Raw genomic sequence first — 16864 nt, forward strand, 5'->3', positions numbered from 1 at the left:
ATTATATAGCAAACTATAATGAATTCAAGAATAGTTGATACTTAAATTAAATATTCAGAAAATTCAATTAGTTAAAATTGGAAAATGAGATAAGGAAACTTGAATGGGGGTTATATTATGGCGAATAAAGTACCGTTTTCGTTCATAGTAGTTATTGGATTAATGTTATTTGCACTATTTTTTGGAGCGGGAAATTTAATTTTTCCAGCGATGCTTGGTCAATCAGCTGGAGAGAATGTATGGATTGCTAACGCTGGATTTTTAGTAACTGGTGTTGGATTACCATTACTAGGTGTACTAGCATTTGGTTTTTCAGGTAAAGATGATTTGCAGTCGTTAGCTAGTCGTGCTCACCCAGTGTTTGGGATTGTGTTTACAACAGTTTTATACTTAGCGATTGGTCCGTTATTTGCAATACCAAGAACAGGAAATGTTTCTTATGAAATTGGTCTTAAGCCGTTTATGCCAGAAGGAGTAGGTTCTACACCTTTAATTCTTTTCACAATTATATTCTTTAGTATCACTTGTTTTTTTTCGCTAAATCCCGCGAAAATTGTCGATATTGTTGGAAAAATCTTAACGCCAATTAAGTTGACTTTCATCGGTATTTTAGTAATCGTTGCTTTTATACATCCGATTGGAGATATGCAAGCACCAGTGGAAGCTTATACATCACATGCATTCTTTAAAGGATTCCAAGAAGGATACTTAACGATGGATACGCTAGCATCATTTGTATTCGGGATTATCATTATCAATGCTATTAAAGAAAAAGGTGCGAAAACGAAAACACAAATTATGGTCGTTTGTGCAAAAGCGACAATTATTGCAGCATCTATTTTAGCAATTATCTATACAGCACTTTCTTATATGGGTGCTTCAAGTGTTGCAAAGCTTGGACATTTAGAGAACGGCGGAGAAGTATTAGCGAAAGTTTCTAACTACTATTTCGGATCATATGGCGGAGTATTATTAGGATTAATGATTACAGTAGCTTGTTTAACAACTAGTGTGGGACTTGTATCAGCATGTTCTTCATTCTTCCATAAGTTATTCCCAAATGTTCCTTACAAAGCAATTGCAATTACGCTATGTGTATTTAGTGCAATTGTTGCAAACGTAGGATTAACACAATTGATCGCAGTTTCTGTTCCAGTATTAACAGCAATTTATCCACTAGCAATCGTATTGATTTTCTTAACATTCTTCCATTCATTATTTAAAGGAAGAGCTGAAGTTTATCAAGTAAGCTTAATCGTAACATTTATCATCAGCTTATTTGATGGATTAAGTGCAGCTGGAGTTAACATTGAAGTAGTAAGCCAAGTGTTCACTAAATTCCTTCCGATGCAGGAAGTAGGATTAGGCTGGATCTTCCCAGCGATTATCGGTGGATTTATCGGATATGGCATTAGCATTTTAAAAGTGAAAAACCAAGTTCAACCAGCAACTAGAGCGGATAAGAAAATAGGTTAAATAAAAAAAGTTATAGACTTGTTTCTATAGCTTTTTTTGTTACTATTAATAATGAGAAAAAATAAAGTAGTAGGGGAAATAAAATGAAAAAAACAATTGATCATATCGGAATCGCAGTTCGAGATATAGATAGTACGATACGTTTTTATGAAAATGTGTTAATAGGAACTTTAATAGATCGTTACGTAAGTGAAGCTCCTGGTGTGGAAAGTGAAGTAGCCATTCTTGAAGTGGCTGGAGATAGAATTGAATTACTTGCACCGACAAATAATACAACATCTCCAATTGCCCGTTTTATTAAACAAAAAGGTAAAGGTGTTCATCACGTTGCGTATCGTGTCGATGATTTAGATGTGGCTCTAGAAGAGTTAAAAGAACAAGGTATTCGGACATTAGAGCATACACTACGCATTAATAAGCACGGTAGAAGATTAATATATCTTAACCCAGCGGATACAGAAGGAACGATTATCGAGTATTGTGATTATCCGGAAGAGCAATAGAAGAAGGATATTTTTAAAAAGGTGTTACGTTATTACGTAACACCTTTTTATTTATGCATTTCACATTTTCTTCACAAATGATTCACGATAACTTTTCTTCTTTGATAACTTACATAAATATATTTTATGATATAATAACAATCGACTTTAAAAATGTAAGTTGTATCTATAGTGATAGTTACTATTATATTAGAAGTTTAGAGGTGGAAGAGAAATAAGAGTTATACTTTATAGAAGTTTATATTTAATCAGGTTAATATTTCGCCCGAGAATCAAACTTCGGAAGTTAAAGTAATGAAAATAGAGCGATGAGGAAGAAAGAAGTGAAATGAGTGTGAAAGTAATGAGAAGATTAGGGACATGGTTATTACTTGTGTGTGTGCTTATCATATTGATACCGCAAAGTGCATCTGCTCATGCGTACGTTGTGAAATCAAACCCTACTGAAAATGAAACATTGAAGAAAGCACCATCTGTTGTAAAAATCGAATTCGATGAGGACATACAAGTTTCAAGTTTTAATACATTGTACGTGAGAGATACATCAGGTAAAAGGGTCGATTTAAAGGATGCTCATATTGATAAAAAAAATAAAAAGCTATTAGAAGCTGGATTAAAAGACAATCTCAAAAATGGTCTTTACTCTATTCAGTGGAAAGCTATTTCAGCTGATGGACATCCAATTCAAGGAGTTATCCCGTTCCGGGTTGGATTAGCGGAAGCGGAAACAGACGATATACAAGTGGAAGAGATGGGTTACGTCCCACAAATCGATATGATTATGGAACGTGGAATTTTATATACAAGTTTCTCACTATTTATAGGAGTGCTATTCTTTAATCTTATTATGTATAAAGGCAATGCAACCTCGGTTCGATCAAGGAGTAAGAACATAATATGGATCTCTTTATTTGGGATATTGATTAGCTTGTTATTCAATCTACCACTGCAAGCGAAAATAAATGCTGATGTTTCATGGATAGAAGCATTCAATCCTTTACTATTAAAAGAAACATTACAGCTTTCTGTTTTTGGTTATGTATGGATTACTCAAATGGTTCTCATTAGTACGCTTATAATTGTTACGTATTTTGCGGTGAAGCATGAGAAGTTTTCGTCGTTTAAAGTATGGAGTATTCCAATACTATTGTTTATAGGGTTACTTGTTATGAAGGCCTTTAATAGTCACGCATACGGTTTAAAGTTTAAAGACATTGCTGTCGTTATGGATTTTCTACATTTATTAGCAGCTTCATTATGGGTTGGTGGTTTATCATCTATTATTCTTCTTTTACGTAAAGAGGATAACAAGTGGCATATGTATTGGGATATGATTAAGCGTTTTTCACCGTGGGCAACAGGTGCTGTCATCGTGATTTTAATAACAGGCCTTTTTAACAGTACATTTTTTATTCCAACAATCCACTCGTTATTTGATACGAAGTATGGATTGGTTTTATTAACAAAGATACTTTTATTCATTTTCATGGGGATATTGGGAATTATTCATTATATGAAAGGGAGAATGCGAGCGCAGCAAGGATTAGGAGCTACGGTGAAAGTAGAGTTTGTCATTGGAATTATCATTTTCGTAATCGTAGCTTTTATGACAAACGTACAAACACCACCGATGCCTCCTACTGGACCTTTTACAGAGAGTAAGCAATTAGATAATGGATATGAACTTACGCTAAATGTAAGTCCGAATAAGGTAGGACAAAATAAATTCCATATTACACTAAAGGATGAAAAGGGACAGCCTGTTACTGATATGGAACAAATGATATTGACGACTCAATCATTAGATATGAACATGGGAAAAGGTTCATTTAAAGTTTCAGTAGTTTCACCAGGAGAATATGAAGCAGAAGGTATGTATATTAATATGACAGGAAACTGGAATATACATGTTCATGGATTAACAAAATCTCTTGATAGTTTCGATACAGATTTTAAATTTATTGTCGGTGGCAGATAAAAAGAAGCTATGTATGAAAAGGAGCTAATAGAAAATGAAACGTATAAAAAAATTAGGAACAACAATGATCGCAACAATTATTGCAATGGGAATGTTTTCGTTACCTGTTAGTGCGCACGTCACTGTAAAACCAGCAACTTCTGACGTTGGTTCTTGGGAGACATATACGATAAAAGTACCAGTTGAAAAAAATGTAGCAACAACAAAAGTTACACTGAAAATACCGTCTGGAGTAGAGTTCCAGCAGTATGAACCAGTGCCAGGATGGAAAGTTGAGGAGCAAAAAGATACAGCTGGAAAAGTTAAAACTGTAGTATGGGAAGCAACAGGAGAAGGGATTTTACCCGGTCAGTTCCAACGATTTACTTTCGTCGCTAAAAATCCGGATAAAGAGCAAAAAATAGCTTGGGACGCATATCAACAATATAAAGATGGAGAAATTGTTGAATGGACAGGCGATGAAAAAGCTGAAAAACCGCATTCACTTACTATAATTGCAAAAGGTACGTCATTAACAGGAGAACATGGTGAAGTGTCTAGTGTAGAAAAGAATGAAGGTACTAGTAATATGCAATTGATAGCAATTGTCTTATCTATTTTTGCGATAGTATCGTCGGTAAGTGCGTGTGTTTTTGTAGTACGTCGTAAAAAGTAAGACGTAAGAAAGAGCCTGCAAACAGTAGGCTCTTTCTTACGTTTATTTCAATTCAACTTGCTGCCTTACAGCAAGTGTTTTCGGTTTTATATTTACAAAACAAATACTCACAACAATAAATAATAGTCCGATGAATAAGCTAATGGTAATGGCCTCATGTAAGAAAATTGAACTTACAATAATAGCAATTAGTGGAATGAGGAATGTATAAGCCCCAACTTTACTTGCTTCACCAGCTCCAACAAGTGTGAAGTATGCAAGCCACCCCATTGCAATAACAAAGAATGAAATAAAGAGAAGTACGCTAACAAATGGTATACTCCAAGCGATACTAGACCAGCTTTCAAATTCTGAACCAAATCCAATTAAGCAAAGTCCACCAATAATAAGCTGAAGTGTTACCATCCAAATGGCATTAACACGGTGACCAGTCTTCTTAATAAATACTGTGCCAAGTGCCCAGCCGATAGCGCATCCTAACGCGAGAAGGATTCCAATAATAGAAATATGTCCTGTTAAACTGCTTGAGCTAATAACACCTACACCAATAAATCCGAGAACAAGCCCAAAAATTTTCAAGCCGTACATTGATTCTTCAAGCCATATCCACGAGAAAATACCGAGTAAAACTGGTTGTAGAAATACAATGGCGGAAAATAACCCAGCAGGCATATATTGAAGGCCGACAGTTTGTAACCCGTAAAATATAATGATGTTAAGTAAAGAAGAAATAACGTATAAATGCCACGTTTCTTTTAAATGTAACTCTTTGTATTTCGGTAATGCGAACAGGAGTAAAATGAATCCTCCAATTAAAGTTCGAACGCCTGCAAATAAAACAGGTGGTGTATAATGCAGGGCAAACTTTGATAAAGGCCAATTGATTCCCCACATGAAAACGAGAAAGGTAAGGATTATGGCCGTCTTAGTTCGAGAAAGCTGTGTCACTGAAAGACCTCCTTGTTGTTATTCATTTCACTATGATATGATATCGACTGTAATAAATAAAATGAATCTTTTTTATAAGGAGTATAAGTGATTAGTTATGACCATTACACAACTGCAAGTATTAATAAAAACTGTTGAGTTAGGTAGTTTTACGAAGGCCGCCAGGGTATTAAATATGACGCAGCCAGCTGTTAGTCATGCGATTTCAAGTATTGAGTCAGAGTTAGGCGTTACTATTCTTATACGTGATAAACGAAAAGGGCTCCTCGTTACGGATGTAGGAAACAGGATTCTTGTACATATTAGAGAGATTTTGAACGGTGTAGAGAAGATTGAACAAGAAGTTGCGATGGAGAAAGGACACGAAGTTGGGACGATTCGAATTGGTAGTTTTCCGAGTGCTTCTGCACATTTCTTACCCAAAATGATAAACCTTTTTAAGGAGAAGTATCCGAGCTTAGAAGTAGTTCTTTGTGAAGGAACGATTAAAGAAGTTGAAGATTGGTTAGTATCGAGGGTTATTGATATAGGAATTGTTATTTTGCCTAATAAAGATATGGAGATTGTTCCATTAACGAAGGGGAAAATGGTTGCTATCTTAAGAGAGGATCATCCTCTCTGTAAGAAGGACGCTATTACAATTAGTGATTTAGAGAATGAACCGATCATATTATGTAAGGGCGGATACGAACCACCTATTATTGATATGTTTAAACAAGCAAACGTACCACTTCGGGCTGAGTATGTAATTTCGACAGTTACTACAGCTTTAAATATGATTCAAGAAGGATTAGGCATTGCAATATTAGCTGAATTATCTTTAACGAATTTACCAAAAAATGTGCAAACGAGAGAATTGGAACCACAAGTATGGAGAGAAATTGCTTTAGCTGTTCCTTCATTAAAGGATTCTTCAATCGCTGTACAGCTATTTATTGAAGAATTTCAAGCGCTATTTGCAGAATAAAAAGAGGTGTCTCATATATCATAATGGGACACTTTTTAATTTACTTATAAAAAATCTATGAAAAGGATTGACTTATTTTTTAGTTGTAACTATAATGATTACATCGAGGTGGTGATTACGATGAAAATTAGTAGCCGCTTTTCCATAGCTGTTCATATTTTATCTATTTTGAAAAACAATCCATCTTCACTTTGTACTTCAGACTATATGGCTGAGAGTGTTAATACAAATCCAGTAGTCATTCGTAAAATCATGTCGTACTTGAAACAAGCTGGCTTTGTTTACGTAAATCGTGGACCGGGTGGCGCGGGATTACTAAAGGATTTACATGAAATCACATTGTTAGATGTGTATCATGCAGTAAATGTAGTAGAAGAAGACAAGCTATTTCATATTCACGAGCAACCGAATCCAGATTGTCCAATTGGGGCGAATATTCAAGCGGTGTTAGAAATCATTTTAATTCAAGCACAATCCGCGATGGAAGAAGTTTTGAGAAATATTACGATGGGGCAGTTGTTTGAAACTTTGCAAGAAAAAATGAATGCTTAAATCATATTTATATTTTTTTATCATTAATGTAACTGATTCGATTACAACTGTAAAGGTAAGGTGTAAAAGTTATGACTGTAAAAATGAAAGTATACTCAGATTTTATATGTCCGTTTTGTTTTTTAGCAAAAGGTCCATTAGATGAGGTAGCGAAAGAGAAAGATGTAGAGATTGAATGGATGCCATTTGAATTACGTCCAAGTCCATATGCAAAAATAGATCCATGGAATGAGCCAGAAAAATTAGGTTCATGGGATGCTTTCATTCTTCCGACAGCGAAGAAGTTAGGAATTGATATGCGCTTGCCACGTGTTTCACCACATCCATATACACATTTAGCTTTCGAAGGATGTCAATTTGCGAAAGAACGTGGACTAGGTAATGAGTATCATCACCGCGTATTCACAGCATTTTTCCAAGAAGAGCAAAACATTGAAGATATTGATGTGTTAACAAAATTAGCGGTAGAAGTAGGACTTCCTGAGGCGGAATTTAAAGATGCTTTAGTAACTCGTAAATATAAAGAAAAGCATCAAGAAGCAATTCAACACGCATATGATGAAGCGAATATTATGGCTGTTCCAACTGTCATGATTGGAGATGAAGTCATTCAAGGGCTTGCTAGTAAAGAAACACTAGAAAGGGTCATTGATAAAGAAATTGAAAAGGATAAAACAAATTCATTTGAAGGTATGCAATGTAATACCGATGGATATTGCTAATTCGCTTGTTATGAAATAACAAAATAAATTATAAAACAAACATTTGGAGGAATTAAAATGTCAGCAACTACAACAAACTTAAAAGAAGCAATCGTGAACCGTCGTTCAATTCGTAAAGTAGCAAAAAACGATGCAATTACGAAAGAAAGAATTGAAGAAGTGTTAAAAACAGCTTTACACGCACCAACATCTTTCAATATGCAAAGTGGTCGTATGGTTGTATTAATGGATGGAGAGCATGAAAAGTTTTGGGATATCGTTAAAGAAACACTAAGAGCCCGTGTACCAGCAGAAAACTTTGAAGCGACTGTAGAAAGACTAAAAGGTTTTCATGCAGGTGTAGGAACAGTTCTATTCTTTGAAGATCAAGCAACTGTAGAAAAAATGCAAGAAAATGCACCATTATATAAAGATCAGTTCCCATTCTGGTCTCATCAAGGAAATGCGATGTTACAACATACTGTGTGGATGCTATTATCTGCTGAAGGAATTGGGGCGTCATTACAACATTACAACCCAATCGTAGATGCTGAAGTGAAAGAAACTTGGAACATTCCGGCAGAGTGGAGCTTAGTAGGTCAAATGCCATTTGGTGAACCAAACGAACAACCAGCAGAAAGAACGTTCTTGCCTACTGAAGATGTAGTGAAATTTTATTAAGAAATACAATATGTAACGAGAAGGAAGCTGTGCTTAAAAACAGCTTCCTTTTTTGTAGTGGTGTTAATTTATGCGCATTTAGGGAAGAAATATAAGAAATAATACGGTGAGAAGGGAATTAGAAAAATGAATGATGAGAAAAAATATACAGTGGTAGGTACTGATGTTGAGGAAGTAAAGCGTTTAAATAAAAATTCAGGATTAACGTATAATCAAGTGAAAGAAATGTTAGCAAAGCAAATGCAAAAAAAGAAGTAATTAGATTGAAATCTTTCATTTTTTCATTTAGCATTTTGATTGGAGAGAGTTAAGTAAAAGGTAACTCTCTTTTTTGTATAGCTAAGCATCTTATAGAGTGGAGGAAGCAACATGAAGAAATGGGTAAAGGTAACGCTGTCTATCACTGGAGGCATTGTCTTATTAGCGTGTGCCGGTGGATATTACGTGTATAAAAATTATTTTCCAAAGGAACCTGAGCGTATTGTATATGATAAAGAAAGAGTGCTACAACCGATACATAATCAGCTTAAAGGAATCAATATAGAAAATGTAAAGATAAAAGAAAAAGAAGTCGTAAATGCGACTGTAGATGAGCTTCAAAAAATGATTGATAATGGAAAGTTGTCATATGAAGAATTAACGAGTATTTATCTCTTTAGAATACAAGAACATGATCAAAATGGAATAACATTAAATTCTGTTACAGAGATAAATCCTAATGCGATGGAAGAAGCAAGAAAGTTAGATCAAGAGCGGGATAGAAACAAAAATTCGAATTTATATGGTATTCCTGTCGTTGTAAAAGATAATGTACAGACGGAAAAAGTGATGCCGACTAGTGCAGGAACTTATGTATTAAAAGATTGGATTGCAGATCAAGACGCAACAATTGTGAAGCAGTTGAAAGAAGAAGGAGCATTTGTTTTAGGAAAAGCGAATATGTCTGAGTGGGCGAACTATTTATCTTTTACAATGCCAAGCGGGTATAGCGGGAAGAAAGGACAAAATTTAAACCCGTACGGTCCGATTACATTCGATACTTCAGGATCAAGTTCAGGATCTGCTACAGTAGTTGCAGCAGATTTTGCGCCGCTTGCAATTGGAACAGAAACGACGGGATCGATTGTTGCACCAGCGGCGCAGCAATCAGTAGTTGGGTTACGTCCATCTTTAGGTATGGTAAGTAGAACAGGAATTATTCCATTAGCTGAAACTCTTGATACAGCAGGACCTATAGCAAGAACAGTAAAAGATGCAGCAACGTTATTTAATGCAATGATAGGTTATGACGAAAAAGATGTTATGACAGAAAAAATGAAAGATAAAGAAAGAATTGATTATACAAAGGATTTATCAATAGATGGATTAAAAGGGAAAAAGATAGGGCTTCTTTTTTCCGTAGACCAACAAGATGAAAATAGAAAAGTAGTAGCAGAAAAAATTAGAAAAGACCTTCAAGATACAGGTGCGATATTAACGGATAATATCCAGTTAAGTACTGAGGGTGTAGATAATTTGCAAACATTAGAATATGAGTTCAAGCATAATGTAAACGACTATCTTTCACAGCAAAAGAATGTACCGGTAAAATCGTTAGAAGAGATTATAGCGTTTAATAAAAAGGATAGTAAAAGACGAATAAAATACGGACAAACATTAATTGAAGGGTCTGAAAAATCTGTTATAACGAAAGAAGAGTTTGAAAACGTAGTGCAAACGAGTCAAGAAAATGCAAGAAAAGAGCTAGATAGGTATTTAGTAGAAAAAGGTTTGGATGCTCTAGTTATGATTAATAACGATGAAGTTCTTCTATCAGCTGTAGCTGGTTATCCGGAATTAGCGGTTCCTGCTGGATATGATAAAAATGGAGAACCAATCGGTGTAGTGCTTGTAGGGAAACAGTTTGGTGAAAAAGAGCTTTTCAATATTGGATATGCGTATGAACAGCAGTCTAAAAATAGAAAATTACCTAGTTTATAAAAGATTATATGAAAAATAACTGGAATCCACCGAAATATGTTGGTGGATTCTAGTTAAACGAATCTAACAATATGAAAAGAAAAAAAGGATTCTTCTCAATTAGTAAGAAAGATTGTCTATAGGAGTTCATAAAATGTAATATATTCAATTTCCATCCATTGAAGGGGGAGGTTAATTCTTAATGAATGAAGTAAAGAGTTTTTTTCGAAGTAGAGGGTTTCAACGGTTTCTCGTTTTAATAATAGTAGCGCTTGTATTATACGCATTAAAAAGTATGATTAATTTAATATTAATTACGTTTATACTGACGTTTTTAATGGATCGATTTCAACGTTTTATTTCAAGAAAATTGAAAGTAAACCGGAAAATTGTTATTGCATGTTTATATATAATACTAGTTTCCTTTATAGGCACAACGTTATATAAATATTTACCTGTGCTGACGATACAAATTTCACAATTAATTTATCAATTTAAACTATTTTTTCAAAATCCACCTGATAATGAAATCGTTAAATATGCACTTTCGACAATTAATGGGATGGAAGTATCAAAATATATAGAACAAGGTGTAGACGTCATATATCAATCAATAGCAAATATAGGGAAGGTAAGTTTACAAATATTATTATCTCTAATTTTAAGCTTATTTTTCTTATTAGAAAAAGAGCGTATTATTACATTTACATCAAAGTTTAAAGATAGTAAGTTAAAAATCTTTTATGAAGAAATTGCATATTTTGGTGAAAGATTTGCAAGATCGTTCGGCAAAGTAATTGAAGCTCAGTTTTTAATTGCCGTTGTAAATTGTATTCTTACTGTCATTGCATTAATCGTTTTAGGATTTCCACAGCTACTTGTATTAGCTGTTATGATTTTCTTACTAGGGTTGATTCCTGTTGCAGGTGTGATTATTTCTTTGTTTCCACTTTGTATCATTGCTTACAACGTAGGCGGAGTTATGTACGTAGTATACATACTCGTATTCATAACAGTAATCCATGCTCTTGAAAGTTATTTTTTAAATCCGAAGTTTATGTCTGCAAAAACAAATTTACCAATATTCTACACATTTATGATTCTTATCTTCTCAGAGCATTTCCTCGGAATATGGGGGCTTATTATCGGGATACCAATCTTTATCTTTTTATTAGATGTACTTGATATAAATAATGAGGATGAGACTAAAAAATAAGAAATGATAGAAAATCACTAAAAAGTCATAGGAGATAATGAAAATAAAAAAGCAATCCAAAATAAATTGGATTGCTTTTTTATTTTCATTAAAGAACCGGAGCCATTGTTTCTTTCAATACTTGAACAGAGTGGTCGAATTTTAATTCTTCATCTTCACTTAATTCAACCTCTAAAATTTCACGAACACCGCCGCGATTTAAAACAGCAGGTACCCCGATATAAACATCTTTTTGACCGTATTGACCTTCTAAGTAAGCTGATACAGTTAATACACTATTTTCGTCGTTTAAAATTGCTTTTGTAACACGTAGAAGTGACATACCGATACCATAATAAGTTGCGCCTTTACGCTCAATAATATGGTAAGCTGCATCACGGACGTTTATGAAAATTTTGTCTAAATCTTCTTGATTATACGTGTTGTCTTTTTCAAGCAATGTTTGTAGTTTTTGGATACCAACGGAAACATGGCTCCAAACTGGAAGTTCAGTATCGCCGTGTTCTCCGATAATATAAGCGTGAATGTTGTGTGGACCAATATTGAAGTACTCACCTAACATATAGCGGAAACGAGCAGAATCAAGCGTTGTACCAGAACCGATTACACGTTCTTTCGGTAAACCAGATTCTTTCCAAGTTACGTAAGTTAAAATATCTACAGGGTTTGTTGCGATTAAGAAGATGCCATCAAATCCGCTATCCATAATACTGCGAACGATTTGTTTAAAGATTTTGGCGTTTTTCTCAACTAAATCTAAACGTGTTTCGCCTGGCTTTTGTGGTAATCCAGCTGTAATAACTACAAGGTCAGCATCTTTACAATCTTCGTAGCTGCCTTTCCATACTCTAGTTGGAGCTGGTGCGAATGGAACAGCATGACTTAAATCCATTGCTTCTCCTTCAGCTTTTGCCTCATTTACATCGACTAAAACAAATTCTTCAGCTACGGCTTGGTTAATCATGCAGTAAGCATAACTACATCCAACTGCTCCTGTTCCTACTAATACAACACGGTTAATACCTTTTTTCATTTCAAAATTCCTCGCAATTTCATTGGTTTTGTTATGTAAGATAATACGTCTTACTTCTATAGAGTCATATCTAGTTTATTACATTTTATAAAAGATATTCAAGTATTTGAAAATGTATCCGTGCAAATCCGCGAACAAAACATAGGAATTCAGTGAACCGAATATAATTCAGTAAAATCCTTTGTAAAAGGGGAAATGGCATGGGGAACCCATTAGCAATGGAAGAAATGCTTCATATTATTCATGCAGGGCTTGTTAAAAAGAATAACTCAAAACGGATTACGATTGCAGGTGCAGGGATTTCTGGATTAGTTGCAGGTTCTTTATTAAAAGAGGCTGGGCACGAAGTAACGATTATAGAAGCAAATAACAGAATAGGTGGCAGGGTGTATACGATTCGGGAACCATTTAGTGTGGGTTTATATTTTAATGCGGGACCGATGAGAATCCCTGACACCCATAAGTTAACCTTAGCGTATATTCATAAATTTAAACTACCTTTAAACCTTTTTATAAATAAAACTTTTGCAGATATCATTTATACGAATAACATTCAAACGAGATTGAATGTGTTTGAAAATGATCCAAGTGTACTTGAATATCCGGTTTTGGATAAAGAAAGAGGAAAAACGGCAGAAGAGCTAATGATTGAAGTATTAGAACCAATACTAAATTATATTAAGAAGGATCCTGATAAAAACTGGCTTATCGTTGAAAAAAAGTATAAAACGTATTCGCTTGGTTCATTTTTAATGGAGTATTATTCAGATGGTGCAATAGATATGATTGGGGTACTTCTTGATATGGAAGCTTATATGGGAATGTCCTTAATTGAAGTATTACGTGAAATGATTTTCTTTACTTCAACAACGAAATATTATGAAATAACTGGTGGAATGGATAAGTTATCGAATGCATTCTTACCACAATTAAGGGAACATATTTTAATGCAGTATAAGGTTGATAAAATTATACAAGAAGATAATAAAGTAATGTTACAAGGAAATCATGAACAAACGTTAGAGCAATTTACAATAACAAGTGATTTTGCTATTATTACAATTCCATTTTCAGCGTTAAGATTTGTAGAAGTTCAGCCATACTATTTATTCTCTTATTTTAAAAAAAGAGCAATTCGTGAATTAAATTATATTGCTGCAACTAAAATTGCAATAGAGTTTAAAAGTAGATTTTGGGAGAAAGCGGGACAGTGTGGCGGTAAATCTATTACTGATTTACCGATACGGTTTACATACTATCCGAGTTATGGCATTCATACTCCAGGACCAGCTATCGTTATAGCAAGTTATACGTGGGCAGATGAGGCGTTAACATGGGATAGTCTCCCGCAAAGAGATCGTATTCGTTACGCATTAAAAAATTTAGCGGAAATATACGGTGACATCGTCTATAGTGAGTTTGTCACTGGAACATCTTTTAGCTGGAGTAAAAATCCGTATTCTTGCGGTGCATTTACAGCTTTCGAACCAGGCCAAGAGCTCGAGTTATTTCCGTATATTACACCACCATCTGGAAAAGTACACTTTGCAGGAGAGCATACGACATTAACACATGGGTGGATGCAAGGGGCAATTGAGTCTGGAGTTAGAGTTGCATATGAAGTAAATGAACAGTGAATCTCTTATATTTACAAATGGTCATTCTTTTAATAAAATAATAAGTATAAATCGTAATTATTACGCTTTGAATACATTTGAAGTAAAGAAATGGATGGTCGGTTGAATGAATAAAGTGGAGATTCATATATTAGGTGGTTTTTTAGGTAGTGGAAAATCAACATTATTACAAAATTTATTGTTAGCAGAGAAAAAGAAGAATAGAAAAGTTGCAGTATTAATGAATGAAATTGGTGAATACTCAGTAGATACAGATATTATTGGAAAAGAGAATGTTTTAAGAGAACTTCTTAAAGGATGTATTTGTTGTACGTTAAAAGAAGAGCTTGAAATACAATTACATTCGTTATACCAACAAGAAAGACCAGATGTAATTTATATAGAAACGACAGGTGTTGCGCATCCAATTGAAGTGTTAGACGCGTGTGTCTCGCCAATTTTAGCTCCTTTTCTGGAAGTGAAATCAATTGTAGTCGTTTTAGATGCAGTAAGGTGGTTAAATCGAAGTATATTAAGTGCAAATGTACAACAGCTATTGCATGAGCAACTGAAATTTGGTAGTCACATTCTTGTTAATAAAGCAGATTTACTAAAAGATGAAGATAAGAATACAGTATTTGAAGAAGTAAAGGCAATAAATGATCATGCGAAAATGTATGAGACAAAGTATTGTAATATATCTTTAAAAGATATAGAAGAAGCAGAATTTCCAAATGATGAGGAACACGAGACACTACATGTCAAACAGCATTTACATATACAAACGATGACATATCAATTTACGAAACCGATTGATCAAGACAAATTATATGAATGGCTTTCGAATTTACCAGATAGTATTTATCGAGTGAAAGGTTTTGTGAAATTCCATGGAGATAAATACCCTCACCTATTCCAATATTCGTTCGGAGTACCAACTTTATTAGAACAAGACTTCGGTTTCCCGACAAACTTAGTAGTAATAGGAGAAGGACTAGATAAGAAACAATTGGCTGAAGGGTTAGAGAAAGTAGAACTTAACTCTAATTAAGGGGAAAAGACTAACTTAAAAATAAGTTAGTCTTTTTGTATGGTCATTACTGAAATGAAACAGTATTTTCAATTGGATTGCAGAATATATATTGATTGTATGTCCGTTTCCATTACATAGGAAGGTGATTATATATTTGTGCCGAATGTAGAGGGTACTACAAGAGTTTTCCATTATCTATCGAATTAGTTAGTCATGATTACGGACAGGGGATTTTGGCGTGTTTGATTCTATCAGAAAGTAAAGTATGGGGAGGATCACAATGTCGATGAAAAAACGTAAGTGGCTAAAGACAATGTTTACTGGTTGTGTTTTAGGTTCGTTATTAATAACGGCAGCTTGTTCAGGAAAGAAAACAAGTACAGAGGATGAAAAAACGATTAAGGTAGGAGTCCTTGCTTCTTTAACAGGACCGCTAGAATCGTATGGAAAACAAACAGTGAACGGATTTGAATTAGGGTTAGATTATGCAACTGGTGGAACTGGGAAAGTAGATGGGAAAAAGATTAAGTTTGTTGTAGAAGATACAGAAACGAAAGCGGATGTAGCAGTTAAAAAAGCTACGAAGTTATTAGAAGAAGAGAAAGTTGATTTTTTAGTTGGATCGTCTAGTTCAAGTGATACGTTAGCGGTTTTACCACTGGCCGGGGAATATGAAAAGATTATGGTTGTAGAACCGGCAGTTGCGGATAGTATTACCGGGAAGAACTGGAATAAATATATTTTTAGAACTGGAAGAAGTTCCTCACAAGATGCGATTGCAGGAGCAGCAGCAATTGCGAAAAAAGATGTAAAGATTGCGACATTTGCCCCAGATAACGCTTTTGGTCGTGAAGGGATTGCTGCATTTAAAGCGGGTGCGAAAAAATTAGGTGCGAGCATTGTGAATGAGCAATACGCGGATACAAATTCAACAGATTTTACAGCGAATATTCAAAATATCATTAGTTCAAAACCAGATTATTTATTTATCGTTTGGGCAGGGGCAAATTCACCTTGGAAACAGTTGAAAGATATGAATGTGGAAGCGCAAGGTATTAAAATTTCTACAGGTGCGCCAGATATACCAGCATTAAAAACAATGGATGCATTAGTAGGTATGCAAGGTTTTTCTGTATATTATCACACACTTCCAAAAAATAAAGTGAATGATTGGCTAGTTGAAGAGCATAAAAAACGTTTTAATGGTGCAGTGCCAGATTTGTTTACAGCAGGAGGAATGTCAGCTGCAATTTCTATTGTAGAAGCTTTAAAGAAAACAAAAGGTGATACAGATGTAGATACCTTGATTAAGAAAATGGAAGGAATGGAATTCGATACACCGAAAGGAAAGATGAAGTTTAGAGAGAAGGACCACCAAGCGATGCAGACACTGTATTCTATCACATTGAAAAAGCAAGATGGTGTTGATTATCCGGTGCCAGTGTTAGAGCGAGAATTAACGATGCAAGAGACAGAACCACCAGTTCAAAATAAATAGACTGAATTTTCTGTTGTTTTTGTATAAAGAGGGGGGACCCTCTTTATA

At 34.6% G+C, this 16864-nt stretch carries 16 protein-coding genes; 14 read left to right on the forward strand and 2 right to left on the reverse strand.

Going from position 1 to position 16864, the window contains the following annotated elements:
• Window positions 1-117: 117 nt before the first annotated feature.
• The 4 genes from brnQ (at window position 118) to NST86_RS09380 (ending at window position 4612) form a co-directional block, all read left to right on the forward strand.
• Window positions 118-1476, forward strand: coding sequence for a branched-chain amino acid transport system II carrier protein (brnQ, locus tag NST86_RS09365; protein WP_001284783.1), 1359 nt, complete (start codon window positions 118-120; stop codon window positions 1474-1476).
• An 83-nt stretch (window positions 1477-1559) separates the two neighbouring features.
• Window positions 1560-1979: a VOC family protein gene (locus tag NST86_RS09370; protein ID WP_086424368.1), complete on the forward strand. Its 420-nt coding sequence runs from the start codon at window positions 1560-1562 to the stop codon at window positions 1977-1979.
• Window positions 1980-2307: 328 nt separating this feature from the next.
• Window positions 2308-3957, forward strand: coding sequence for a copper resistance CopC/CopD family protein (locus tag NST86_RS09375; RefSeq protein ID WP_140159135.1), 1650 nt, complete (start codon window positions 2308-2310; stop codon window positions 3955-3957).
• A 34-nt stretch (window positions 3958-3991) separates the two neighbouring features.
• Window positions 3992-4612: a YcnI family copper-binding membrane protein gene (locus NST86_RS09380; protein WP_074624961.1), complete on the forward strand. Its 621-nt coding sequence runs from the start codon at window positions 3992-3994 to the stop codon at window positions 4610-4612.
• Window positions 4613-4654: 42 nt separating this feature from the next.
• Here NST86_RS09380 and NST86_RS09385 read toward each other — a convergent pair whose 3' ends face one another.
• Window positions 4655-5560: a DMT family transporter gene (locus NST86_RS09385; protein ID WP_016117597.1), complete on the reverse strand. Its 906-nt coding sequence runs from the start codon at window positions 5558-5560 to the stop codon at window positions 4655-4657.
• A 97-nt stretch (window positions 5561-5657) separates the two neighbouring features.
• Between NST86_RS09385 and NST86_RS09390 the strand changes: the two genes are divergently transcribed.
• The 7 genes from NST86_RS09390 to NST86_RS09420 all read left to right on the forward strand — a co-directional run bounded on the left by NST86_RS09390 (window position 5658) and on the right by NST86_RS09420 (window position 11636).
• On the forward strand, window positions 5658-6527 hold the full coding sequence (locus NST86_RS09390) for a LysR family transcriptional regulator (protein WP_086424367.1): 870 nt from the start codon (window positions 5658-5660) through the stop codon (window positions 6525-6527).
• A 120-nt stretch (window positions 6528-6647) separates the two neighbouring features.
• A complete protein-coding gene (locus NST86_RS09395) occupies window positions 6648-7079 on the forward strand; it encodes an Rrf2 family transcriptional regulator (RefSeq protein ID WP_000704073.1) in 432 nt (143 codons plus the stop codon).
• Window positions 7080-7150: 71 nt separating this feature from the next.
• A complete protein-coding gene (locus tag NST86_RS09400; RefSeq protein WP_016117599.1) occupies window positions 7151-7801 on the forward strand; it encodes a DsbA family oxidoreductase in 651 nt (216 codons plus the stop codon).
• A gap of 57 nt (window positions 7802-7858) precedes the next feature.
• The gene (locus NST86_RS09405; RefSeq protein WP_001277011.1) at window positions 7859-8461 is read left to right on the forward strand and encodes a nitroreductase family protein; all 603 of its coding nucleotides are present in this window, start codon (window positions 7859-7861) and stop codon (window positions 8459-8461) included.
• A gap of 126 nt (window positions 8462-8587) precedes the next feature.
• Window positions 8588-8719: a hypothetical protein gene (locus NST86_RS09410; protein WP_000997344.1), complete on the forward strand. Its 132-nt coding sequence runs from the start codon at window positions 8588-8590 to the stop codon at window positions 8717-8719.
• A gap of 111 nt (window positions 8720-8830) precedes the next feature.
• Entirely contained in the window at window positions 8831-10441 is a 1611-nt protein-coding gene (locus tag NST86_RS09415) for an amidase family protein (protein ID WP_086424366.1), read from the forward strand.
• 181 nt (window positions 10442-10622) lie between these two features.
• Window positions 10623-11636 (forward strand): AI-2E family transporter, encoded by a 1014-nt coding sequence (locus NST86_RS09420; protein WP_001006598.1) that lies wholly within the window; start codon window positions 10623-10625, stop codon window positions 11634-11636.
• Window positions 11637-11724: 88 nt separating this feature from the next.
• Here the strand turns inward: NST86_RS09420 and NST86_RS09425 are convergent, their stop codons facing one another.
• Window positions 11725-12669, reverse strand: a complete 945-nt coding sequence (locus tag NST86_RS09425) for an L-lactate dehydrogenase (protein ID WP_000715326.1) — start codon at window positions 12667-12669, stop codon at window positions 11725-11727.
• Window positions 12670-12869: 200 nt separating this feature from the next.
• Here NST86_RS09425 and NST86_RS09430 point away from each other — a divergent pair, with 200 nt between their 5' ends.
• The 3 genes from NST86_RS09430 to NST86_RS09440 all read left to right on the forward strand — a co-directional run bounded on the left by NST86_RS09430 (window position 12870) and on the right by NST86_RS09440 (window position 16816).
• Window positions 12870-14306: a flavin monoamine oxidase family protein gene (locus NST86_RS09430; RefSeq protein WP_016117602.1), complete on the forward strand. Its 1437-nt coding sequence runs from the start codon at window positions 12870-12872 to the stop codon at window positions 14304-14306.
• Between the two features lie 106 nt (window positions 14307-14412).
• The gene (locus NST86_RS09435) at window positions 14413-15336 is read left to right on the forward strand and encodes a CobW family GTP-binding protein (protein ID WP_016117603.1); all 924 of its coding nucleotides are present in this window, start codon (window positions 14413-14415) and stop codon (window positions 15334-15336) included.
• A gap of 262 nt (window positions 15337-15598) precedes the next feature.
• Window positions 15599-16816 carry a substrate-binding domain-containing protein gene (locus NST86_RS09440; protein WP_016117604.1) on the forward strand — a complete coding sequence of 406 codons (1218 nt, stop codon included), beginning with the start codon at window positions 15599-15601 and terminating at the stop codon, window positions 16814-16816.
• Window positions 16817-16864: the final 48 nt, after the last annotated feature.

It is taken from the genome of Bacillus sp. FSL L8-0199 (assembly GCF_038005705.1).
GTDB classification, from domain to species: Bacteria; Bacillota; Bacilli; order Bacillales; family Bacillaceae_G; genus Bacillus_A; species Bacillus_A cereus.

Bases quoted from the DNA above. Each gene is read 5' to 3' on its own strand.
- NST86_RS09395 (WP_000704073.1), top strand. From the start codon at position 6,648: ATGAAAATTAGTAGCCGCTTTTCCATAGCTGTTCATATTTTATCTATT.
- NST86_RS09415 (WP_086424366.1), top strand. From the start codon at position 8,831: ATGAAGAAATGGGTAAAGGTAACGCTGTCTATCACTGGAGGCATTGTC.
- NST86_RS09425 (WP_000715326.1), bottom strand. From the start codon at position 12,669: ATGAAAAAAGGTATTAACCGTGTTGTATTAGTAGGAACAGGAGCAGTT.
- NST86_RS09375 (WP_140159135.1), top strand. From the start codon at position 2,308: ATGAGTGTGAAAGTAATGAGAAGATTAGGGACATGGTTATTACTTGTG.
- NST86_RS09400 (WP_016117599.1), top strand. From the start codon at position 7,151: ATGACTGTAAAAATGAAAGTATACTCAGATTTTATATGTCCGTTTTGT.
- NST86_RS09410 (WP_000997344.1), top strand. From the start codon at position 8,588: ATGAATGATGAGAAAAAATATACAGTGGTAGGTACTGATGTTGAGGAA.
- NST86_RS09435 (WP_016117603.1), top strand. From the start codon at position 14,413: ATGAATAAAGTGGAGATTCATATATTAGGTGGTTTTTTAGGTAGTGGA.
- NST86_RS09380 (WP_074624961.1), top strand. From the start codon at position 3,992: ATGAAACGTATAAAAAAATTAGGAACAACAATGATCGCAACAATTATT.
- NST86_RS09405 (WP_001277011.1), top strand. From the start codon at position 7,859: ATGTCAGCAACTACAACAAACTTAAAAGAAGCAATCGTGAACCGTCGT.
- NST86_RS09420 (WP_001006598.1), top strand. From the start codon at position 10,623: ATGAATGAAGTAAAGAGTTTTTTTCGAAGTAGAGGGTTTCAACGGTTT.
- NST86_RS09370 (WP_086424368.1), top strand. From the start codon at position 1,560: ATGAAAAAAACAATTGATCATATCGGAATCGCAGTTCGAGATATAGAT.
- brnQ (WP_001284783.1), top strand. From the start codon at position 118: ATGGCGAATAAAGTACCGTTTTCGTTCATAGTAGTTATTGGATTAATG.
- NST86_RS09430 (WP_016117602.1), top strand. From the start codon at position 12,870: ATGGGGAACCCATTAGCAATGGAAGAAATGCTTCATATTATTCATGCA.
- NST86_RS09390 (WP_086424367.1), top strand. From the start codon at position 5,658: ATGACCATTACACAACTGCAAGTATTAATAAAAACTGTTGAGTTAGGT.
- NST86_RS09440 (WP_016117604.1), top strand. From the start codon at position 15,599: ATGTCGATGAAAAAACGTAAGTGGCTAAAGACAATGTTTACTGGTTGT.